The 22,129-nt window shown below is 63.9% G+C and carries 22 protein-coding genes; 17 read left to right on the plus strand and 5 right to left on the minus strand.

From position 1 onward, the window contains the following. Positions 1 to 32: 32 nt before the first annotated feature. Positions 33 to 683, plus strand: a complete 651-nt coding sequence (locus tag FGE21_RS03845; protein ID WP_139662074.1) for a GntR family transcriptional regulator — start codon at positions 33 to 35, stop codon at positions 681 to 683. On the opposite strand, the gene FGE21_RS03850 is transcribed toward FGE21_RS03845, so the two are convergent. Further along, positions 680 to 1,450 (minus strand): type 1 glutamine amidotransferase, encoded by a 771-nt coding sequence (locus tag FGE21_RS03850; RefSeq protein ID WP_139661812.1) that lies wholly within the window; start codon positions 1,448 to 1,450, stop codon positions 680 to 682. The genes FGE21_RS03845 and FGE21_RS03850 overlap by 4 nt on opposite strands. A 73-nt stretch (positions 1,451 to 1,523) precedes the next feature. On the opposite strand from FGE21_RS03850, the gene FGE21_RS03855 reads away from it, so the two are divergent. From FGE21_RS03855 to FGE21_RS03865, 3 genes are all read left to right on the plus strand, one after another. Beyond that, entirely contained in the window at positions 1,524 to 2,783 is a 1,260-nt protein-coding gene (locus FGE21_RS03855; protein WP_139661813.1) for a cytochrome P450, read from the plus strand. 89 nt (positions 2,784 to 2,872) lie between these two features. Further along, the gene (locus FGE21_RS03860; RefSeq protein ID WP_139661815.1) at positions 2,873 to 4,162 is read left to right on the plus strand and encodes a glutamine synthetase family protein; all 1,290 of its coding nucleotides are present in this window, start codon (positions 2,873 to 2,875) and stop codon (positions 4,160 to 4,162) included. A 114-nt stretch (positions 4,163 to 4,276) separates the two neighbouring features. Next, positions 4,277 to 5,059: an FkbM family methyltransferase gene (locus FGE21_RS03865; RefSeq protein ID WP_139661817.1), complete on the plus strand. Its 783-nt coding sequence runs from the start codon at positions 4,277 to 4,279 to the stop codon at positions 5,057 to 5,059. A gap of 134 nt (positions 5,060 to 5,193) precedes the next feature. Here FGE21_RS03865 and FGE21_RS03870 read toward each other — a convergent pair whose 3' ends face one another. Both FGE21_RS03870 and FGE21_RS03875 read right to left on the minus strand, forming a co-directional pair. Next, complete coding sequence (locus tag FGE21_RS03870; RefSeq protein ID WP_139661819.1) at positions 5,194 to 6,549, minus strand: aspartate aminotransferase family protein; 1,356 nt, start codon at positions 6,547 to 6,549, stop codon at positions 5,194 to 5,196. A 36-nt stretch (positions 6,550 to 6,585) separates the two neighbouring features. After that, complete coding sequence (locus FGE21_RS03875) at positions 6,586 to 7,365, minus strand: IclR family transcriptional regulator (protein ID WP_139661821.1); 780 nt, start codon at positions 7,363 to 7,365, stop codon at positions 6,586 to 6,588. Between the two features lie 232 nt (positions 7,366 to 7,597). Here FGE21_RS03875 and FGE21_RS03880 point away from each other — a divergent pair, with 232 nt between their 5' ends. From FGE21_RS03880 to FGE21_RS03905, 6 genes are all read left to right on the plus strand, one after another. Further along, a complete protein-coding gene (locus FGE21_RS03880; RefSeq protein WP_139661822.1) occupies positions 7,598 to 8,560 on the plus strand; it encodes a tripartite tricarboxylate transporter substrate-binding protein in 963 nt (320 codons plus the stop codon). Between the two features lie 156 nt (positions 8,561 to 8,716). Further along, positions 8,717 to 9,247 carry a tripartite tricarboxylate transporter TctB family protein gene (locus FGE21_RS03885; RefSeq protein ID WP_139661824.1) on the plus strand — a complete coding sequence of 177 codons (531 nt, stop codon included), beginning with the start codon at positions 8,717 to 8,719 and terminating at the stop codon, positions 9,245 to 9,247. Between the two features lie 15 nt (positions 9,248 to 9,262). Continuing rightward, positions 9,263 to 10,882 (plus strand): tripartite tricarboxylate transporter permease, encoded by a 1,620-nt coding sequence (locus FGE21_RS03890; protein WP_139661826.1) that lies wholly within the window; start codon positions 9,263 to 9,265, stop codon positions 10,880 to 10,882. Further along, entirely contained in the window at positions 10,864 to 12,231 is a 1,368-nt protein-coding gene (locus FGE21_RS03895; protein WP_255731354.1) for an aldehyde dehydrogenase family protein, read from the plus strand. Before FGE21_RS03890 ends, FGE21_RS03895 begins: the two co-directional genes overlap by 19 nt. Before the next feature lie 97 nt (positions 12,232 to 12,328). Continuing rightward, entirely contained in the window at positions 12,329 to 13,561 is a 1,233-nt protein-coding gene (locus FGE21_RS03900; protein WP_139661827.1) for a Tm-1-like ATP-binding domain-containing protein, read from the plus strand. Between the two features lie 155 nt (positions 13,562 to 13,716). Next, positions 13,717 to 14,142 (plus strand): PaaI family thioesterase, encoded by a 426-nt coding sequence (locus FGE21_RS03905; RefSeq protein ID WP_139661829.1) that lies wholly within the window; start codon positions 13,717 to 13,719, stop codon positions 14,140 to 14,142. Positions 14,143 to 14,249: 107 nt separating this feature from the next. Here the strand turns inward: FGE21_RS03905 and rpe are convergent, their stop codons facing one another. Next, positions 14,250 to 14,933: a ribulose-phosphate 3-epimerase gene (gene rpe, locus FGE21_RS03910; protein ID WP_139661830.1), complete on the minus strand. Its 684-nt coding sequence runs from the start codon at positions 14,931 to 14,933 to the stop codon at positions 14,250 to 14,252. Positions 14,934 to 15,184: 251 nt separating this feature from the next. Here rpe and phnC point away from each other — a divergent pair, with 251 nt between their 5' ends. The 5 genes from phnC to FGE21_RS03935 all read left to right on the plus strand — a co-directional run bounded on the left by phnC (position 15,185) and on the right by FGE21_RS03935 (position 20,040). Further along, positions 15,185 to 16,015, plus strand: coding sequence for a phosphonate ABC transporter ATP-binding protein (phnC, locus tag FGE21_RS03915; RefSeq protein WP_139661832.1), 831 nt, complete (start codon positions 15,185 to 15,187; stop codon positions 16,013 to 16,015). Between the two features lie 68 nt (positions 16,016 to 16,083). Continuing rightward, a complete protein-coding gene (phnD, locus tag FGE21_RS03920; protein WP_139661834.1) occupies positions 16,084 to 17,001 on the plus strand; it encodes a phosphonate ABC transporter substrate-binding protein in 918 nt (305 codons plus the stop codon). 107 nt (positions 17,002 to 17,108) lie between these two features. Next, the gene (gene phnE, locus FGE21_RS03925; RefSeq protein WP_139661835.1) at positions 17,109 to 17,993 is read left to right on the plus strand and encodes a phosphonate ABC transporter, permease protein PhnE; all 885 of its coding nucleotides are present in this window, start codon (positions 17,109 to 17,111) and stop codon (positions 17,991 to 17,993) included. Beyond that, on the plus strand, positions 17,990 to 19,312 hold the full coding sequence (gene phnE / locus FGE21_RS03930) for a phosphonate ABC transporter, permease protein PhnE (protein WP_139661837.1): 1,323 nt from the start codon (positions 17,990 to 17,992) through the stop codon (positions 19,310 to 19,312). The genes phnE (FGE21_RS03925) and phnE (FGE21_RS03930) overlap by 4 nt, the downstream gene beginning before the upstream one ends. Before the next feature lie 113 nt (positions 19,313 to 19,425). Next, a complete protein-coding gene (locus FGE21_RS03935) occupies positions 19,426 to 20,040 on the plus strand; it encodes a chloramphenicol acetyltransferase (protein WP_139661838.1) in 615 nt (204 codons plus the stop codon). Positions 20,041 to 20,259: 219 nt separating this feature from the next. On the opposite strand, the gene phnF is transcribed toward FGE21_RS03935, so the two are convergent. Then, positions 20,260 to 20,970 carry a phosphonate metabolism transcriptional regulator PhnF gene (gene phnF / locus FGE21_RS03940; RefSeq protein WP_139661840.1) on the minus strand — a complete coding sequence of 237 codons (711 nt, stop codon included), beginning with the start codon at positions 20,968 to 20,970 and terminating at the stop codon, positions 20,260 to 20,262. 110 nt (positions 20,971 to 21,080) lie between these two features. Between phnF and phnG the strand changes: the two genes are divergently transcribed. Continuing rightward, the gene (phnG, locus tag FGE21_RS03945; RefSeq protein WP_139661842.1) at positions 21,081 to 21,533 is read left to right on the plus strand and encodes a phosphonate C-P lyase system protein PhnG; all 453 of its coding nucleotides are present in this window, start codon (positions 21,081 to 21,083) and stop codon (positions 21,531 to 21,533) included. Continuing rightward, complete coding sequence (gene phnH, locus FGE21_RS03950; protein ID WP_370285430.1) at positions 21,533 to 22,126, plus strand: phosphonate C-P lyase system protein PhnH; 594 nt, start codon at positions 21,533 to 21,535, stop codon at positions 22,124 to 22,126. The genes phnG and phnH overlap by 1 nt, the downstream gene beginning before the upstream one ends. Positions 22,127 to 22,129 lie beyond the last annotated feature (3 nt).

Here is a 22,129-nt window from a genome sequence, read left to right on the forward strand (position 1 = left end):
ATTTGCCGGGGCGACAGGAGGACAAGACGCGCATGGCCGGGCAGACCGAAACGCTGATCGCTGCGATCCTTGAGGACATCGATGCCGGACGTCTCGCTCCCGGGCAGGAAATCGACGAGGCGGCGCTGGCACATCGCCATGGGGTCTCGCGGACGCCCATCCGTGAGGCCTATATTCAACTGGAGGCCACCGGCCTGATCCGTCGTCTGCCGCGTAAGGGGGCGATCCTGTTCAAACCCGGCCTCGAAGAGTTCCTCGCCATTCAGGAGGTGCATGCGCGCCTCGAAGGGCAGGCCGCAGGGCTGGCGGCGCGACGTCTGTCACCAGAGCTGCGCGACCGGCTGGAGGCCTCCACCCTCGCCTGCGAAACCCACGCGGCCGAGAAGGGCGAGACAGATCCGGACGACTATTATCAGCTGAATCTGGTGTTTCACGAGACCGTCGCGCTGGGGGCGGCAAATGCATTCCTGCTGGAGATGATCAAGACCAACGCGAGAAAGCTGATGGCCTATTATCGCGCCCGCTATCGCTATCCCGGCGCGATCGCGCAATCGGCGCAGGACCACCGCCACATCGCCGATTTGATCATCGCCCATGACCGCGCCGGCGCCGAGGCGGCGATGGAGGCGCATATCCTTTTTGATCAGATCACTGTGATGGATCTTCTAGCGGCGCTTGGCTAGGCGCAGCCTGGTCTGGCGGTTTTGACGGGGCTGGCTGTGGCGGCTGTTTTGGCCGCAGCGACCCTTCGCGCGCTGTCAAAGAACCGCGCAACTGCCTCGGCGAGGGCCGGTTGATCGGCATGATCGGTCAGGCTCGCGACCGCGCGGGCGTGGAGCTCAGGCCCCATCTTCCCGCGCAGCTCTTCCGTCAGCGCAACGATGAAATCATGCGTCATCTCAGGGTGGTGCTGTGTGGTGGCGATATGTGACCCGAGCGTGAACCCGCTGTTGATCCCGCTGCATGTCATCAGCGGGTGGGCCCCGTCCGGCAGCCTGCTCACATATTCCACATGAGATCCGTAAATCCCGACGACCGGCGCGACATCCGCAGCCCAATCCGGGCGCGCCACGAGGTGATTCCATGTCAGCCCGTGCACCCAGCCGCCGGGCACATGCTCCACCGCGCCGCCGAGGGCCAGCGCAATGGCCTGATGGCCGAAACAGGCCCCGAACAGCGGCATCCGCTCCGCATGCATGTGCCGGATCAACTGCAAAAGCCGGTCGATCCAGGGCGCGCCCGACCGGGTGGAGGCGGGGCTCCCGGTGATGATCGCACCATCGTACGCCGTGATATCTGAAGGGAAAATTCCGTCCTTCACCGGGTACACAACACAGCTCCCCTGCGGGCGGGCCAGATGAATGAGGCGTGTGAACTTCTCGCCATCCAGAGGGTGGCGATGCGCAAATTCGCTCTCATCCGTGTTGGTCATCAGGATCGCAATGCGCATATTCGGCCTTTCCATGTGTATAATTAACGTGCTTACTAGTATACATTCGCCGCGTAGCAAAGGAAGCCCCGCCATGACGATCTGGACTCCAAACGACGATGGCCATGCGGATCTGTCCAGCCATGACACCTTTGCCGGGGGCGCGCCTCACAACACCTTTGCCCGGCTGCGGCGCGAGGATCCGCTATATTGGACAGAGTATCGCGATGGGCAGAATTTCTGGTCGGTGACGCGCTATGACGACATCACCCTGATGAACGGGAACACCGAGGTGTTTTCCTCCGCCCAGGGCATCCGGATGGAGGATCAGACCTATGAGGAATACCTTGCCCGGCGCACGTTTCAGGAAACCGACCCGCCGGAGCATTCCCAGGTCCGCATGAAATTGCTGAAGGCCTTCTCCAGGACCACGATGGCGCAATACGAACAGGATATCCGCGATCTCTGCGCCGAGATCCTCGACCCGGTGCTGGAGAAAGGCACCTTTGACGCCACCAAGGAGATCGCCCGGCAATTGCCGATGCGGATGTTGGGACGGGTGGTCGGGCTACCCGATGCGGACCTGCCGTGGCTGGTGGAAAAGGGCGATGCGCTGATCGCCAATACGGACCCGGATTTCACCGCGCATGTGCTCGACAAGATGGACACGGATGAATTCCGCATGATGCCCTTCAATTCCCCCGCCGGCGCAGAGCTCTATGTCTATGCGAAGGATCTGATGCGGGAGAAAGACCGCAAGGGCGACACGGCGGGCGTGTTGAACATGATCCTGCGGCCCGCGCGGGACGGCTCCACCATCACCGAGACCGAGTTTCGCAATTTCTTCTGCCTGCTGGTGGCGGCGGGCAATGATACCACCCGATACTCCATTGCGGCGGGCCTGCAAGCGATGTGCCATCAACCGGAACTGCTGGCGCAGATGCAGGCTGGCGGCGCGGTCTGGGACACGGCCGCGGATGAAATCATCCGCTGGGCCACGCCTGCGCTCTATTTCAGGCGCACCGCCACGCAGGACGTGGAGATGCACGGCAAGACCATCCGGAAGGGCGACAAGGTGCTCTATTGGTTCATTTCCGCCAATCGTGACGACAGTTATTTCACAGATCCGTTTCGCGTCGACCTGATGCGCAACCCGAACCGTCACCTGTCGTTTGGTCAGTTCGGCCCCCATGTCTGTCTCGGCATGTGGCTGGCGCGGCTGGAGGTGACAGTCCTGTTTCAGGAACTGGCCAAACGCATCCGCCATATCGAGCCCGCAGGGCCGCATAAATTCCTGCGGTCGAATTTTGTCGGGGGCATCAAGGAATTGCCGGTGCGGGTCGAGGCGGCCTAGGCTGGATTGAGAAGGCTCGCCCGGGGCGCACGTCTTTCCGGGGGGGGCAGGGCAGCTGGAGCGATCCGCACAACAGGAAAGGACATTTGATGAAAACCCGCCTGCGCGCGCTTTTTTGCGATCATCTCAGTATCATGCGGGGCAAATATCTGCCCCATTCCAAGATCGGTGACGATGGCACCCGGTTCTGCCGCTCGGTTTTCGGCACCCACTACGACCGGGATCTGCTGAATGCGCCGGGGGCCATGGTGAAGCAGGGGTTGCCCGACATGGAGCTGCGCTGGCGTCATGACGATATCCGCGACAGTTGGCATGCCTCGACCAAGATTGTGCTGGGCGACCTCTATGACGATGCAGGCGCTGCGCTCAGCCTCTGCCCGCGCGGCGCCCTGAAGCGGGCCGTGGCGCAATGGCAGGCGCGCGGTCTGACCCCGAAGGTCGGGATCGAACTCGAAGCCTATGCGCTGCAACCCGATGACTACGGGCGGCTGGTCCCCTATGATGCGCCGGGCGGCGTGGTCTATGGCACCGGTCCCTTTGCGGACCCGTTGCGGTTCAATGACCGGATCTGGGCGATGGCGGATGAAATGGGCTTTGCGCTCGATATGATCACCGCAGAGTTCGACAGCCCGCAATTCGAATACACGCTGACCTTTGATGACGCGGTCAAGGCGGTGGATGATATTGTCCTGTTCCGGCTGATGGCGCGGGAGGTTGCGCTGGAATATGGCATCGTGCTGACCTTCATGCCGAAACCGGTGGCCCAGGGGGGCGGCTCGGGCATGCATGTCAATCTCTCCTTCAGCGACGAGCGGGGCGGCAATGCGCTGTCCTGTGGCCCGCGCGGCGGCCCCGAGCATATGAATGATCTCGCGCGGGGCTGTCTGGCGGGCTTCCTTCATCACCACAAAGGGCTGGCGGGGCTGATTGCCCCCACGGCGAACAGCTACATGCGCCTGCAGCCCGGCAGCCTGTCGGGGTTCTGGCAGAATTGGGGCGGTGATCATCGCAACGTCACCACCCGGATCAGTTCCGAAGGCGGTGCCAAGGCGCGGCTGGAACATCGGACGGCGGATGCCTCCTCCAATCCCTATACCACCGTAGCAGCGCTGTTGCAGGCGGCGCGGCTTGGCGTGGAGCTGGGCTATGATCTGCCACCGATGGAGACCGGCGACGGATTTGACCGCACGGATACCCGCGAAAGCACCGCGATGACGCTGAAGGGGGCAGTGGCCGACCTGCAGAAGGACATTGCCCTGACGCAGGCGCTGGGGGCCGAGCTGGCGGACAACCATATCTTCATGAAGCAGAAAGAGGTGCGCAAGACCCGCGATCTCGAAGGGGACGCCCTGCGGGATTTCTACGTGCATTTCCTCTGAGGTCTGGGTGTGAACTTGGCGTGAACTGGGCGCGCACCAGCGCTGCGGGCTTGCATCCGGCGGTCGGGGCGCGTCAAACTGGGGCCAGATTCATTCCGGGGGAAGATCCAGACCATGTCTGACACAGACACAGACACAGGCGCAGCCACCGAGCCAGAGACCGGCGTTCACGCGGCGAAGTCTGACCCGTCCGGGGGCGAGGCATCCGGCGCCCGGGTGGCGGCCGTCTGTCTCGGGGTCAAAGTCCCGGCTTCTGATTTTTTGACCGAGACCCGGATCGAGCGGATCAATGCCGCCCGATATGAGGGACAGGAGATCGCGGGGGCGCTCCATGTTGTGCGCGAAACAGACAGGGTGCTGGAAGTCGGGGCCGGGCTGGGGGTGGTGGGCGCGGTCATCGCGCTGAATGCCCGGCCGCAAAAACTGTTGTCGTTCGAGGCCAATCCGGAGCTGATACCGGTCATCACGGCGTTGCACGAAATGAACGGGCTGGTGGGGCGGATTGAGGTGCGCAATCAGGTGTTGTGGGCCGGGGCGGACCGACCGGACACGCTGGCCTTCCATCTCCGCACCAGCTTTCTCGGCTCGTCGGTGCTGAATGAAGGAGGGCGCCCGTCGCGGGTTGTGCAGGTCCCGACGGCGGATCTGGCCGAAGTGATCGATGGGTTTCAGCCCACGGTCCTTGTGATGGATATCGAAGGCGGGGAGTTGGCGCTGCTGGACGCCATGGATCTCAGCTCTTTTCGCGCGATCGTCATGGAGTTCCATCCCGACGCCTATGAGGTGGCGGGCATGCGCCGATGCAAGGCAATCCTGCGAAAGGCGGGGTTTGCGAAGGTCGAAAAAGTGTCGACCCGGACCGTCTGGACCTGCGTTCGTGAGGATGCGGAGGGCTAGTCTCAAGCGGAACCGCGCCGCGCCAGCGGCGCCACCGAAGGGAGCGGGCCCGAAGCCTTCGGCTTCGGGCCCGCCATGGTATCTGGTAGCAGCCAATCCAGAAGGATTGGCTGCGGTCGCACCCCGGAGGACCGTCAGCTCACCGCCGCGAGGCCGGCCGCAAGTGCCGAGAGGATCTGGTCTACATCAGCCTCCGTCACGACCAGCGGTGGCGACAGGATGATATTGGGCCCAGAAACCCGCACCATTGCCCCGTTTTGATAGGCGACCTCCTGAATGGTGTTGGCGGTCTTCTTGTCGATCGGCGCCTTGCTCTCCTGGTCGCTGACCAGTTCCACTGCGGACATCAGCCCATGTCCGCCACGCACGTCTCCGATGAGGGCATGGCGCGCCTTGAGGGCCAGAAGCCCTGCATGGACCTGCGCCCCCCGTGCGGCTGCGTTGGTGGCGACATCCAGCCGTTTGGTTTCCGCCAGACAGGCCAGAGCGGCCGCCGCGCCCACCGGATGGCCGGAGTAGGTGTAGCCATGTCCGATTGCCGCCTTGCCGCTTTGGTCCTGTTCGAACGTGTCCACCAGCCGTTCCGAGATCATCACCGCGCCAAAAGGGAAATACCCGTTGGTGATCGCCTTGGCCGTGCACATCAGGTCGGGCTGGACGCCCCAATGCCGCGACCCGGTCCAGGATCCACAGCGGCCGAATGCGGTGATCACCTCGTCGGCGATCAGCAGAATGCCGTGCCTGCTGCAAATTTCGGCCACACCGGGCATGAAGCTCTCGTGCGGGGGGATCACGCCGCCCGCCCCGAGGATGGGCTCCATGATGAAGGCGGCGATGGTGCCCGCGCCCTGAAACGCGATCTCGTCTTCCAATGCGGCAAGACAGAGCTGAGCGAGACGCTCCGGGTCGGTCTCATTGAACGGGTTGCGGTAGGTGTAGGGGGCCGGAATATGGTGGCAGCCGGGCAACAAGGGTTCGTAGGCCGTGCGGAAATTGGCGTTCCCGTTCACCGACGCGCCTCCGAAATGAGTGCCGTGATAGCCTTTCTTGAGGCTCAGGTATTTCACCCGGCCAGGCTCGCCGCGCACCTTGTGATACTGGCGGGCCAGACGCAGGGCGGTCTCGACCGAATCTGAACCGCCCGAGGTAAAGAAGGCGCGCGACAGACCGTCGGGGGCAAAAAAGTCCCGCAACTCCTCGGCGAGCTGGATCACCTGATCGTTGGTGGTGCCGCGAAAGATCGAATAGTAGGGCAGCCTGTCCAGTTGCGCGGCAATCGCATCCTTCACCGGCTGGCAGGAAAACCCGAGGTTGACGTTCCAGAGACCGCCCACCGCGTCCACCACCTCATGGCCGTCCACATCCGTGATCCGCACGCCCGAAGCGCCGGTGATGATGGTCGGAGGGTGGGCGAGGCTGTCGCCGGGATGGGCCATCGGATGCCACAGGCTCCGGGCGTTGTGCTCTTTCAGGAAGTTGGCGTCTTTCATGGAAGCGGGCTCCTTTTTCGCGGCATGGCGCGGCAGTCAGGCCGCGGGAACGGTGGGAAAATCCGGCGGGCAGACACCGCCGATGCGTTGGGTGAGGGCCAGCCCGGCCGCATGCAGGGCCTGGGGGATGGCGCGCCGCTGTGCCGCACTCATGCGCGAGCTGGGCGCCGCCACGGCCAGCGCGCCCAGGACGGCACGGTCCGGCCCGAAGATCGGCACCGCATGGGAATGCACTTCCGCCTCAAAGCCGCCGACCGATTGCGCGATGCCAGCGCGTTGCACCTCGGTGATCTGGGCGCGCACCACTTCCGGGTCGGTCTGTGTCTGCGGCGTGCGGGCCTCCAGCGGCCGGGCCAGAACCGCCTCGACAAATCCCGCCTCGGCAAACCCGAGCACCGCCAGGCCCGAAGCCGTGCCGTGAAACGTCAGCACTTCGGCGTCTTCCATCATCACTTTCGTTGCATGCTGCGGCGCATAGGCATGCGACAGCGACGCCAGCTGATCGCCCTGCAACAGCGACAAATGGGTGGTTTCCCCGGTGACCTCCGACAGCTCGCGCAGGACCCGGCGCGAGGCAGACAGAATCGGAACGCTCGCCTCCCGCAGGGCCGCCAGCCGCAGGACCTGCGGCCCGAGGCGATAGGACCGGGCCGCTTCGATCTGTTCGACGAATCCCTGTTCCTGCAGCTCCCCCATCAGCCGGTAGACGGTCGCCTTGTTCAGACCAGACAGGCGCGTCAGGTCGCTCAAACCGATCTCAAGCCGACCATGATTGAAATGGGTGAGCAAACTCAGTGCTTTGGAGACAGTGCCCATCGGTTGTCCTGATACCGTTTTGCCAGAATTCTCAGCCCGCCGGATCACGGGTGTCCCGGGTGGCTCTATTTTTGTTGACAGATGAAGCCCGCCGCTGTCAATCTAAATTCAAACCAATGGTTCAAATAATGAACCAATCGGGGGCGCCCCCGACCGAGCGGCGGACCACGTCGCCACCTCACCGACAGCAACTTGACTACGGCAACTTGAATGGCGAACAGGGAGACAGCCAATGACCGTGAGTTCTTTCTTCAGAAGCGCAGTTTTCAAAACGGGGGCCATTGTTGCGGCAGGCCTGACTGTGACCGCCGGGGCCGCACTGGCGGACTATCCCGAAAAGCCCGTGAACTTCATCGTGCCCTGGCCGCCGGGAGACCTCGAAGACGTGCTGACCCGGATGATCGCCGAGGATTTCCAGCAAAAATACGGTGTCGCAGCGGCGGTGGTCAACAAACCCGGCGGTGGCGGCGGGCCATTTCCCGGTGCGATTGAGGTCGCGAACGCGCCGGCCGATGGCTACACCGTGGGGTCCTTCGTGATTGGTGTGCCGGTGATGGGCCACCAGATCGACATTGCGCCCCTGACCCCCGCAAAATTCGACCCGCTCGGCATCTTTCTGACCTATCCCTTTGTGATCGCCACATCCGGCGATGCCCCCTATGCTTCGATGGAGGAACTGGCGACCTACGCCAAGGATCACGATGTGGTTCTCGGGCATTTCGGGGATGTCCTGACGCCCACGCAGGTGACCAAGGCCTATGCGAAATCGGCGGGCTTTGAATGGGGGGCGGATGCGGCGTTTGATGCGCTGGATTGCAATACGCTGGCCTCCGGCGATGCGGATGTCATCAACACCACGTTGCAGCTGATCCTGCCCTGTCTCGATGATGTGAACGTTCTGGTCTCCATCACCGATGACCGCATCCCGCTGGTGCCCGATGCGCCGACCATTGGCGAATTGAACCCGGAGCTTGATATTGCGCTGTGGAATGGCCTGTTCGTGACCAAGGACACCCCGCAAGACGTCCGCGACAAGATCATCGCCGTCGCGCAGGAGACCGTGATGAGCGCCCGCGCGCAGGCGGTGGCCGCCGAGACAGGAGCGCTGGTCTATTGGCAGGACGCGGCCGAAAGTGCCGCGCGCGTGGCCAGCGATATCGACACTATGGCCCGGATCGGCGCCGCGCTGGAGTAGCCTTTCCTGAGCCTGCCGCCGGGGGACACGCGCAGAGACCCCGGCGGATTTTTGCCCGCCCTCCACTACGCCTACCATGCCCATCACACCTGCGCCCCCCGCATTCGGCCCGTCCCCGGGCCTCCCCTTTCAGTCAGAGATCGCCCGAGCCCAGCCATGACCAGCGAACGCGAACGCAGATTTGTCGGCCCGCATCGGGGGCAGCTGCTTTTTGTCCTGACCTTCCTCACTCTGTCGGGGGTGTTGCTTGCTCTGATCGGCCAGCAGACCACATGGGTGAAGCAGACGGCCTTGTTTGCCCAGCCAAGGTTCTGGCCCGCCGTCGCAGTGGGCGGCATGGTGGGGCTGTCGGCCCTGCACCTGTGGCGGCTGCCGTTTCGTCGCGTCGGACGCAATGATCTGCGCGAGGTCCTGAGATGGGCGCAGGCGCTGGAATATGCGGTGTGGTTCATGGCCTATGTGCTGCTGGTGCCACTGATCGGATACCTGCCGGTGACACTGGTGTTTGTGTCGGCACTGGCCTGGCGCATGGGATACCGCAGCCGACGGATGATGGCCATCTGCGTGATCTTTGCGCTCGCCACCGTGGTCCTGTTCAAAGCTCTGCTGGAAGTGCGCATTCCTGGGGCATTCCTCTATGAATTTCTGCCGGATGCATGGCGAAGCTTTGCCATCCTCTACCTCTAGGGACGCCGCCTGCCCATGGATCTGATCCTGTCTGCACTTGATATCCTGATGCGCTGGGACGTGGCGCTGGCGCTTCTGGCAGGATCGGTCGGCGGCGTGCTGATCGGCGCTATTCCAGGCGTCGGCCCGGCCGTTGCCATCGCCATCCTGCTGCCTGCGACCTTCTCCATGGATCCCATTGTGGGGCTGACGGTGCTGTTGGGCATATACGGATCGTCCATGTACGGCGGCGCCATTCCGGCCATCCTGATCAATACGCCGGGCACGGCGGTGAACGCGCTGACGACCTATGACGGCTATCCGATGACCGCGCGCGGAGAGCCGCGCCGCGCCCTCAGCCTGGCCTATTCCGCCAGCTTTTTCGGCGGCGTCTTCTCGGTCCTCTGCCTGATCCTGTTTGCGCCGGTGCTGGCGCGGATCGCGCCGCTCTTTGGCGCGCGAGAGATCTTCCTGGCGGCGCTTTTGGGGCTGATCCTGGTGGTGGTGGCGCACCGGGGGCAGGCGTTGATTGCCGGGGCGCTGGCCTGTTTCGGGATCTTTCTCAACACCATCGGCATGGAGCCCGTCAAATACACCCAGCGCTATACGTTCGGCGTCGACGCGCTGGGGTCCGGTGTGAACCTGATCGTGGTGGTGCTTGGCCTGTTTGCGATCAGCCAGGCATTTTTCCTGCTGATCGAAGAGGATGAGAAAATCCGCCTGACGAAACTGCGGGGCGGGCTGTTTCAGGGTCTGCGCGAACTGGCGCGCCACCCTAGGGTGGCCTCGGTGTCGGCGGGGTTTGGCGTGATCATGGGGATGATCCCCGGCGTTGGTGAATTCACCGCGCAATTCATGTCCTACACCTACGCGCAGAAAACCTCGAAACGGCCGCAGGATTTCGGTCAGGGCTCCTCCGAGGGGCTGATCGCGGCCGAGACCGCCAACAACGCGGTGCCCGCCGCCGCCATGGTGCCGCTGCTGGCGCTGGGCATCCCCGGCGAGGCGCTGACGGCGATGATGCTGTCGGTGTTCTATGTCCACAACGTGGTGCCGGGGCCTGCGCTGTTCCAGAACCAGATGGATTTCGTCGTCGCGCTTTATATTGCGCTCTTGATCCTCAATGTGCTGGTGCTGATCTTCCTTCTGGCCGCGACCCGATCCTTGATCCAGGTGGTGCGGATCCCCAACAGGTTTCTCGGTGTCGCCATCCTGACCCTGAGCTTCGTCGGCGTCTACTCGCTGCGCAATTCGGCCAGCGACTGTGTGATCGCGGCGGGCTTCGGGCTGTTTGGGTTTGTCCTGAAACGGCTGCAGCTGCCTGCGGTGCCGATCATCCTCGGCATGGTGCTGGGCGGCATCATGGAGGTCAAACTGCGGGCCTCCATGGCGCGGGTCAGAACCCCCTTTGATTTCATCGACCGCCCCGTGGCGTTCATCCTGTTTTCCATCATCGTGATCGTGCTCGTGACGCATATCCTGCGGATCCGCAGGGACATGGCCGATCTGAAGGAGGCCGAATGGCAGACCAAGACCTCATCAACACGCTTCGCAGCACTGCTGTTGCGCCGCAGAACCTCTTTCTTGAAGGAGCATGGACGCCGGGTTCGGGCGCGCCATGCCAGGTTACTTCGCCGATTGACGGATCTGTTCTGACCACATTGGCGACGGCGACGGCGGCGGATGTGGACCGCGCGGTTGCGTCGGCGCGGCGCGCCTTTGAGGATGGGCGCTGGTCCCGGATGGCGCCTGCCGCGCGCAAAAAGATCCTGCACCGCATTGCCGACCGGATCGAAGCCGAGGCGGTGGCGCTGACGGTTCTTGGCGTGCGCGACAATGGCTGCGAGTTCAACATGGCGCTGAAGGCCGAAGCGGGCTCGGCGGCGGGCACGTTTCGCTACTATGGCGAGGCGCTCGACAAGGTCGCAGGCGAGGTGGCGCCCACCGCGCCGGATGTTCTGGGGCTGGTGCATCACACACCCGTCGGGGTCGTCGGCGCGATCGTGCCGTGGAATTTCCCCCTGATGATCGGGGCATGGAAGCTGGCGCCGGCGCTCGCAATGGGCAATTCGGTGGTGCTGAAACCGGCCGAGACGGCGTCGTTGTCCTTGCTGCGTCTCGCGGAAATCTGCGCCGAATGTGGGCTGCCGGATGGGGTCCTCAATGTGGTCACCGGCCCCGGGGCCGAGACCGGTGCGGCGCTGGCGGCGCATATGGACGTGGATGTTTTGGTCTTCACCGGTTCGGGGGCGACCGGCAGGCTGCTGCTGGAGGCCTCGGCGCGGTCAAACCTGAAACGATGCTATCTGGAGCTGGGTGGCAAGTCTGCGAATATTGTCTTTGCGGATGCGAAGGATCTCGACCATGCGGCGCGGGTCTCGGCGATGGGAATTTTCCGCAACTCCGGACAGGTCTGTGTTGCCGGGTCGCGATTGCTGGTGGAGGCCTCGATCCATGACGCCTTTGTGGCCAGGGTGGTGGACTACGCGGAGGCGCTGAGGGTGGGCGATCCGCTCGATCTGCGCAGTGATATCGGCGCGGTGAACTCCGAAACGCAGCTGGCGGCGAACCTGGCCCATGTGGAGCGCGCCCGGCACGAAGGTGGCGTGGTACAATGCGGCGGCGAGCGGCTGCTGACGAGCAGTGGCGGCACCTATATGGCCCCGACCGTCGTGACCGGCGTGAGCGAGCGGGCTGATCTGTTCCGTCAGGAAGTGTTCGGCCCGGTTCTGGCGGTGACACCGTTTGAGGGCGAGGCGGAGGCTCTGCGGCTGGCCAATGCCACGGACTACGGTCTGGCGGCGGGGCTCTGGACGCAGGATCTGTCGCGGGCCCATCGCTGTGTCGCGGCGATCCGGGCGGGGGTTGTGCATGTCAACACCTATGGCGGAGCAGATAACACGGTTCCGCTGGGCGGGGTTGGTCAGTCCGGAAACGGTCATGACAAGTCTTTGCACGCATTGGGGAAATACACTGACCTGAAGGTCGGGTGGATTCAGTTGTAGACGCAGGCCCGGCTGCGCCAGGCCAGCGGCCTCCGGCGGAGGTATTTGGGAAAAGATGAAACGGGGCGTGGCAGGGCGCCGGATTGGGGAGGATGACATGGCGGCGGAAAAGACGATCCTTGTGGCGGGGACCTATGACACCAAGGAGGATGAGCTGTCCTATCTGGCAGAGGTCATCCGTGGTCAGGGCGGCCGCGTTGTCGGGATGGATGTGAGTGTGCTCGGGGATCCCGAGGTGCCGGTCGACGTATCAAAGCATGAGGTGGCCAGCGCCGCGGGCAGCTCCATCCAGGTGGCCATCGACAGCGGTGACGAGAACAGAGCGATGCAGATCATGGGGGGGGGCGCCGCAGCCCTGGCGCTGGCGATGTACCGGCGGGGAGAGATTGACGGCGTCATCGTGCTCGGCGGGACGATGGGCACCGATCTGGCACTGGATCTCTGCTCCGCCCTGCCGGTGGGGGTGCCCAAATATGTGGTCTCCACGGTGGCGTTTTCTCCTCTGTTGCCGCCGGAGCGCATTCCGGCCGACGTTCAGATGATCCTGTGGGCCGGGGGGCTGTACGGTTTGAACGATATCTGCAGGGCGGCATTGAGCCAGGCCGCCGGCGCCGTGCTGGGCGCAGCGAGAGCGGTCGAGCCGCCGGGTCGCGCCCGTCCGATGGTGGGGATGACCTCCTTTGGCAAGACGGTCCTGAAATATATGGTGGCCCTGAAGCCCGCGCTGGAGGCCCGCGGGTTCGATGTGGCCGTCTTTCATGCCACCGGCATGGGCGGGCGGGCATTCGAGAGCCTCGCCGGAGATGGGACCTTTGCCGCAGTCATGGATTTCGCCCCGCAGGAAGTCTCGAACCATCTGTTCGGCGGGTTGTCGGCAGGGGACGGGCGAATGACCCATGCAGGCCGCGCCAGTGTGCCGCAGATGGTTGCGCCCGGCTGCTACGATCTGGTGGATTTTGTCGGCTGGCAGGAGGTGCCGGAGCAACTGAGGGGACGCGCCGCCCATGCGCACAACAGGCTGCTGACATCGGCCTTGCTGGATGTGGAGGAGCGCCGGACCGTAGCGCGGACCATTTGCGAAAAGCTGTCGATGGCGCTGGCGCCGGTCACGGTCTTCCTGCCGCTGGAGGGCTGCAACGAATGGGACCGCGCCGGGGCAGAGTTGCATGATGGCGAAGGTCTGGCAGCCTTTTGCGAGGAGATCCGGCGCGCGCTTCCGGGCACGGCTGTGTTACGGGAATTACCCTGCCATATCAATGACGATGCCTTTGTCGATGCGGTTCTGGAACAGTTCGATACCTGGCTGGCGCAGGGCGTGATCGCCCGCTGACGACACATGTCCGGCTGCCTTGGCCAATGCGGCCAAGCAGAGGAGCGCTTTGGTTGACTCGATTGAGGGGCCGGGCGCGCAATAGGGGCTGGACCTCTTGTGCCGGATGGACAAAAGTCCTGACGCAACATGGTCATGGCGGTCAAGGAAAGCTGATGGTTCTGAAATCCGATCCCCTTCAGGAAGGGCTCCGCCGCATCGACGATCCGGGCTGTCAGCAGTTGGTGGGGTATGAGACCCGGCTGGATGCGCGGGGCGTGTGCGAGGTGACGCTTGATGTGGGGGCGCAGCATCTGAACCGGCATGGGATCCTGCACGGTGGCATGGTGGCAACGGTGATGGATGTGGTCTGCGGCAATACCGCGTCACAGTATTTCGACCCCGAAGGCCATGGCGCGCTGGTGACCGTGGCGCTGAACCTGTCCTATCTGGCGCCCACAGGGCCCGGGCGGATCACTGCAACGGCCCGGGTCACCGGAGGCGGCAAGAGCACGGTCCATGTGATCGGCGACCTGCAGGATGCCAAGGGTGACCTTCTGGCCACCGCAACAGGCATTTTCCGGCGAATCCGGAAGGGGTGAGCCCCCGCTGCGCCGTCAGGCGCAGCGCCCGGCCCAACGGGTCACGACGCCAGTCTGGCGGCGGGAACGGGCGGGAGCGATCCGCCCGCGGCACGCGAAACTGACCTTCAGGTGCCGGTCGCGGCTGTGCGGATGCTATTGATATTCGCGCCGTAGACCTCGGCTGTGTCAACGGATCCTCCCCGGAACACAGCGGATCCGGCGACCAGAACATCCGCACCGGCGGCAACCATCAGCGGGGCCGTGGTGGGGTCCATGCCGCCATCGATTTCAATATGGACCGGGCGGTCCCCGATCATGTCGCGCAGGCTGCGGACCTTTGCGGTCATGTCGATGAACTTCTGGCCGCCAAAGCCCGGATTGACCGTCATCACACAGACCAGATCCGCAAGATCGAGCACATGCGCCACCGCCTCCGCCGGGGTGCCCGGGTTCACTGCAACGCCGGCTTTCATACCCGCCGCTCGAATGGCCTGCAGGGTGCGGTGGATATGCGGGCCGGCCTCCACATGGGCCGTCAGCACATCCGCGCCGGCCTCGGCATAGGCGTCGATATAGGGATCAACCGGAGCAATCATCAGGTGCACGTCCATCACCGTCTTCACGTGCGGGCGGAAGGCTTTGACCGCCTGCGGCCCGAAGGTCAGGTTGGGCACGAAATGCCCATCCATCACGTCCACATGGACCCAATCGGCGCCCTGTGCCTCAATGGCCTGAATTTCCCGGCCAAAATCCGCGAAATCGGCGGACAGAATGGACGGGGCGATCTTGATGGAGCGGTCAAAGGACATAGGCTGGCTTTCCCGGATCAGAGAGAGAGGACTCGTGGCGACATGCGCCATATAGCGGCTCTGACGTGGGCTGCACAGGCCCGGTCCGCGCAAAACTGCATTTGCCGCAAACTGCACGGCAGAGAGGCGACCGCCACCGGTGCCAGCGCCGCCGGTGCGGAATTCCGCGGGGTTTACAAAACTTTTACGCCCCTGACACAAATGGTTTGGTGAATTTGCGTAGTCAGTCGCGGAACCAAAGGGGGCCGCACGTGCTGCGCATCAAAAATCTTACCAAGAGATTCGGCGACAAAACCGCGGTCGAGGCCGCCACGCTGGATATCGACAAACCCTGTATGCTGGGCATCATCGGACGCTCTGGCGCAGGCAAATCCACATTGCTGCGGATGATCAACCGGCTCGGGGATGCGACCGACGGGTCCATCATGTTCGGCGACCGCGAGATCACGACGCTGCGGGGGCGTGACAAGCGCGCCTGGCAGTCCGACTGCGCGATGATCTTTCAGCAGTTCAATCTGGTGCCGCGGATGGATGTGGTGTCGAACGTGCTGCACGGCACGCTCAACCGTCGCTCGACCCTGGCGACGCTGTTCAACCTCTATCCGATGGCAGACATCCACAAGGCCATCGACATCCTGGACCGTCTCGGGATCGCGGAACATGCCGCCAAACGGGCCGAGGCCCTGTCCGGCGGTCAGCAGCAGCGCGTGGCCATCGCGCGCGCCCTGATGCAGGACCCGAAGATCATCCTCGCCGATGAACCCATCGCCTCGCTCGATCCGATGAATGCCCAGACCGTGATGGAGGCCCTGCGCCGGATCCATGAAGAAGACGGCCGCACCGTGATTGCCAACCTGCACACGCTCGACACCGCGCGGCGCTACTGCGACCGGGTGGTGGGCATGCGCGACGGGCGCATCGTCTTTGATGGGCTGCCCGAACAGCTGACCACCGGCGTGGCCCGCGAGATCTATGGCGCTGGCGCGGATTTTTCCGAAGCCGCCACATCGACCGAGATCGAAACCCTCGACCGCAGCGATGCACAGGTAACGGCCATCGCCGCCGCCGCCGCCGTCGTCTGAGCCAACCCCACATTCATCATCCCAAGGTCCCAAGGGCCTTGGGCCAACCTACACTGGAGTGTCCCAAGATGAAGAAACTGACCGCAGCCGCCCTGGCCACAACTGCCCTGGCCACCACCGCCCTGACCGCCCCGGTCATGGCCGATGAAATCTCCGAGTTCCGCATCGGTATCCTCGGCGGCGAAAACGCACAGGACCGTCTGAACTCGAACGAATGCCTGCGCGCCAAAACCGAAGAGCTCTTGGGCGTTGAAACCAAGATGTTCGCCCCCGCCGACTATGACGGCGTGATCCAGGGTCTCCTCGGCGGCACCATCGACATGGCGTGGCTGGGCGCGTCCGGCTATGCCAAGACCTATCTCTCCGACCCCGAAGCGGTTGAGCCGGTTCTGGTCAAGGTCAACGTCGATGGCGGCTACGGCTACTACTCGGTCGGGTTTGCCCGCAAGGACGCAGGCATCCACGCGCTGGAAGACGTCAAAGGCAAGGTCTTTGGCTTTGGCGATCCGAACTCCACCTCCGGCTACCTGATCCCCTCCATCGAGATCCCGGCACAGACCGGCTCCACGATGGAATCCGGTGCCTACTTCGGTGAGGTCAAATTCACCGGTGGTCATGAGCAGACCATCGTTGCCGTGAACAATGGCGACATCGATGCCGGCGTGACCTGGGCCGATGGCCTTGGCAACTGGGAAGACGGCTACAACTCCGGCGCTCTGCGCAAGGCGGTTGATGCGGGCCTCGTCGACATGAACGATCTGGTCCAGATCTGGAAGTCCAAGCCGATCCCCGAAGGCCCCGTTGTGCTGCGCAAGGCGCTGCCGGAAGATGTGAAAGTCAAGATGACCGGCCTGATGGCCTCCATGCCTGCGATGGATTACGACTGCTACTATTCTGTCGCGGCCGGTGACTCCAAAGGCTTCATGCCGATCACACATGACGCCTATGAGGTGATCATCGAAGCCCGCAAACTGAAGTCCCAGTAAGCCGTTTCGCAAAATAGTCGCGGGGTTCGGATCCATCCGGACCCCGCATTTTTGGCCGCCGGAGCCTGTTTGAGCTCCGTGGTCCGTTTTTGAATCAGGACGAATTCATGGCTGATCTGACCGCCAACGCTCCCCGGACAGTGGATGAGATCCGGGCGCAATATACCGATCTGACCCGACGCAAACGCCTCTATGGTGGGGTGTTGCTGGTCCTGTTTATTGCGATGATGGCGGCCGGGTTCCGGACAGCCGACGACCGCAATGCAGGGTCGTTCTTCGACGGCATCCACCGCATTCTGGACTACCCGGGCGAAGTCCTGTCCGAAGCCTCCGAAAAGGCCGGCCAGCTGCCCGGTCATATGGTGCATTTCTTTCCGTCGCTGATCGAGACACTGAATATTGCCGGCGCCTCGACGCTGCTGGGGGCGATCTTCGGCACGGTTCTGTCGCTGCTGTCAACCCGGGGCATGGCGCCCTGGCCGCGTCTGATCCCGGTGTTTCGCCGGATCATGGACATCTGCCGCGCGATCCCGGAAATCGTCGTGGCGCTGGTGCTGATCTATCTGCTGGGGGGCGGGCCGGTGCCTGCGATGATCGCCATTGCGCTGCATACTGTCGGCTCGCTTGGCAAGCTGTTCTCTGAGGTGAATGAAAACGCATCGCTGAAACCGGTCGAGGGGCTGTATTCCACAGGTGCCTCCTGGGCGCAGCGCATGTGGCTTGGTGTGATCCCGCAGGTGGGGCCGAACTATGTGTCCTATGCCTTGCTGCGGCTGGAGATCAACATCCGGGCCTCCGCCATTCTGGGCTTTGTTGGTGCCGGCGGTATTGGCTATGAGCTGAAGAATTCGATGTCCTGGGGGCAGGGGCGCTATGACGAAGCGGCCGCGATCTTTGTTTTGTTGTTCGCATCCATCGTTGTGGTGGATCAGATTTCCGGGTCCCTGCGGGACCGCCTGACGCACGGTGCACGCAAAGGGGCCACAGCATGACCACCCTGGATGTCAACGCAGGCCCGCTGAAGGGGCAGATGGACAAGCTGTTCCTGAAAAAGCGGCTGATGAACTTTGCCGTCCCGGCGGCGATCATTCTCTATCTCGGCTATGTCTGCTTTGCCTTTGATGTGCCGGGCCTGTGGCAGCGCGCATCGCTGGACAATGCCCGCACGCTGGTCTCGGACAGCTACAGCTACAAGACCCATGTGACCCGCGACAACCGCAGCGGCCTCGTCACCTACGCCATCGAGGGCGAGCGCAAGGGCGAATATCCCGAGGGTATGCGCCCGGCCTGGGTGAGTGCCACAGGCGACACGACGGTGATCGATCTTGAGGACGGCCATGTGGTCCGCTTTGGCCCCGAGACCATCGAATATGACATTCCCGGCTACGGTCTGGTATCTGCCACTCCCAGCCGCAGCAAAGGCGTGCAGGCGGTTCTGCCCGAGGGAGATCTGCCGGAGTGGATCAACCTGTCGAAAAACCGGCTGGCGATCACCACCGATGCCGGCCGTCTGACCGTGACCCGGAACCGGGCCGAGGTCTTTCGCTACTTCATGGGCTGGGAGCTGTTCTTCTTCACGCTCGACAGCCCCTATCATGGCATGGGGGCGGGCGAGCTGTTGTCCCGCGCGGTCTCCGGCGAGGCGGGCGCGATCGCCAACGATATCTGGACCAACAAGATGTGGCGCCATGGCGATGTGGCCTGGGCCATTGGCGAGACCATCCTGATGGCCTTTCTCGGCACCTTTGGCGCAGGTCTCGTGGCCTTGCCGCTGGCCTTTCTCGGGACCCGGAACTTCATGCCGGTCCGGGTCGTGCGGTTCGCGGCCCGCAGGGTGTTCGATTTCGTGCGCGGCGTCGACTCGCTGATCTGGACCGTGGTGCTGGCGCGGGCCTTCGGGCCGGGGCCGCTGACGGGGGCGCTGGCGATCCTGATCACGGACACCGGCACCTTCGGCAAGATCTTCTCGGAGGCGCTGGAAAATGTCGATGAAAAGCAGATCGAGGGAGTGGCCTCGACCGGGGCCAAACCCATCCAGCGCTATCGGTTTGGCGTCATCCCGCAGATCACCCCGGTTCTGCTGTCGCAGCTGCTGTATTTCCTTGAATCCAACACCCGGTCCGCGACGATCATCGGCGCGATCACCGGCGGCGGCATCGGCCTGTTGCTGACGCAGGCGATCATCACCCAGAAGGACTGGGAAGAAGTGGCCTATTATATCGTCCTCATCGTGTTGATGGTGATGGTGATGGACTGGTTCTCCGGCTGGCTGCGCAAGCGGCTGATCCAGGGTGATGCAGGCGGCCACTAGTACCCGGAGCCGGGCAGCTCGTAGGGGCCTCTGGCCGGGCTGTGTCTAGTTGTATATCGTCACCGGGGCGGTAGGAGCGCTGCCGTCCCTGCAGACAGAAAGAGAATATGATCATGGCAGAACTGTCGCCCGAGACCCCTTTGATCCATCCCGGATGCTCGGTGGTGGACAGTCATTTCGGGGCCTATACCGAGCTCGGCGCCGGAACCCGGCTGGCGCATAGTCGCCTTGGGGACTACAGCTATTGTGATCGCAACTGCGATATTGCCAATGCCGAGATCGGCAAGTTTTCCAATATCGCCAGCGCGACCCGGATCGGGGCGACGGATCACCCGATGGAGAAGGCGTCGTTGCACCATTTCCTGTATCGCTCGGCCAGTTATTGGGATGATGCGGAGGATGATGCGGACTGGTTCGCCCGCCGTCGCGCGCGCATGGCCCGGATCGGCCATGACACCTGGATCGGCCATGGCGCCATGATCAAACCCGACGTGACGATTGGCCATGGTGCGGTTGTGGCATCGGGATCAGTGGTGACCAAGGATGTGGCGCCCTATACGATTGTGGGCGGCAATACGGCCCGGCTGATCCGGCGACGCTACTGCGAACAGTCGGCAGAGCGGATGATGGGGCTGGCCTGGTGGGACTGGGACCATGCGGCCCTGCGGCGCGCGCTGCCGGATTTCCGGGCTCTGTCGGCTGAGGCGTTTCTGGAAAAATACGAGTGACCCCTGTCACGCTGCGCTGGCCGGGAATGCTCCCGCGCCTGCGGGTGCCCGGCCTGCGGCCGGACCCCCTGGCAGCCTTGGGCCCGGCATCGCGTCCCCTGCGGGGACGCGATGCGCGCCTCTTGTCCCATCGGGACAAGAGGCGCCACGCCCAACGGGAGCGGACCGTGCTGCAATCCGAGGGGGGCGGGCTGCGGGCAACCAGTCCCGGACGCGCCGCTAGTCGTCGCCGAGGGTGAGGGTGACACGGTCGCCCGCAAACCAGGTCCGGCCGAATTCAATCGGAACATTGTTGGCATCATCCGATATGCCGGTTGTGCGCAGGATCGGCGCGCCTTCTGAGATCCGCAGATGCAGCGCCTGTGTCGCCGTCGCCAGCTTTGCCGTGATCCGGGTCTCTCGCCGGGTATAATCCTCCACACCACAGGCCCGGAGCGCGGCGGTGATGGACTCATGCGCCTCCAGGGCCTCGGCCAACCCGGGCAGGCGATCTGCCGGAAACACCGTCCGCGCCAGCGCGACGGGGTGGTCATCGGCATAGGACAGCCCCTCGTAGACCACCACGGGCGCACCGCTCGCCAGATCCAGGGCATCGGCTTCGCGGGGATCGGCGGCCAGCAGTTCCAGCCGCAGCACCTTCTTGCGCGGCACTCTTCCCGCACGCTGGATATTCTGGTGAAACCGGATGCGCTTGCCCAGCGGGTAGTCGGTGGGTTTCGCCGCCACAAACACCCCGGACCCACGACGGGCATGCACCAGCCCCTGCGCCGCCATATCGGCTAGCGCCCGGCGCACGGTATGGCGGTTCACGCCGAAGCGCGCCGCCAGCTGGGCCTCGGAGGGCAGCTTGCCGCCGGTCTCATAGCGCCCCTGCGCAATGTCATCTGTCAGGGTGATGACAATCGATTTCCAGACCGGCGTGCGGGACATGTCACGAAACCTTCGCAAATGGATGACTTGTGCCGACAGGGCACAGTCATGTATGATTTGTCTAGTTGTATAGTTCAGGTAGACAACCCTGCCAAGAGGCCAGACCAGACATGACACAGGAAATTTCACCGCACCGCCGCAAGGGCTGGATGAGCCTTCTGGCCTCGGCAGACGCGGCTCGGCTCGAGACCCTTTTCGCCCGCCTCGACGCTCCGCCCGCCCATGAATGGCTGCGGGTGCCGGAAACCGGCGGCGTCATGGTGCGCGGGCGGACTGGCGGCACGGGCGCCCCTTTCAACCTCGGTGAGATGACCGTCACGCGCTGCACGTTGAAGATCGCGGGCGGCACTGTCGGTCACGGCTATGTGCAGGGTCGCAACAAGCGGCAGGCGGAGCTTGCGGCCAAGCTGGACGCGATGCTGCAGACCGATGCAGCAGAGCAGGTGGAGGAGAGGATCCTGAGCCCGCTCCGCACCGAGAGGGCCGCGCGCAAGGACGCCCGCGCCGCCAAAGCGGCCGCCACCAAGGTCGATTTTTTCACAATGGTCCGGGGAGAAGACTGATGACCGCCAGCATGACGCCTGACACCACCGATATATACTCCGGCGGCTTTGCGGATCCGGCCGTGGCCTCGGCCCATGGCTTCCGCGCCGCAATGGATGTGATGGCCCGCCCCGGCACCTGGCGCAGCCTGACGGGCGCGCGGGCGCCCGCGGGGCTCAGCGAGGCGGCTGCCACCCTGCTGCTGACGCTGTGCGATCCGGAGACCGGGGTCTACCTGGCACAGGACGTGGACAGCGCCGCCCTGCGTGGCTGGCTGACCTTCCATACCGGCGCGCCGCTGGTTCCGGCCACCGAGGCCGATTTCGCCGTCGGTGGCTGGGACGCGCTGATGCCGCTGGACCAGTTCCGGATCGGCTGCTCGCAATACCCGGACCGCTCCGCCACGCTGGTGGTGGAACTGCCGGAGCGCCGCGCCCCCAATGCCACCCTCACCGGTCCCGGCATCAAGGACAGCGCCCGCCTGTATCTGCCCGATAGCGCGGCCCTGCAGCGCAACGCCATGCTCTACCCGCTCGGGGTGGATCTGTTCTTTACGTCCGGCGCAGACGTGGCGGCCCTGCCGCGCTCCACCCAGATCACACAGGGAGGCTGATCA

It is taken from the genome of Phaeobacter sp. B1627 (assembly GCF_006265095.1).
Taxonomy (GTDB): domain Bacteria; phylum Pseudomonadota; class Alphaproteobacteria; order Rhodobacterales; family Rhodobacteraceae; genus Epibacterium.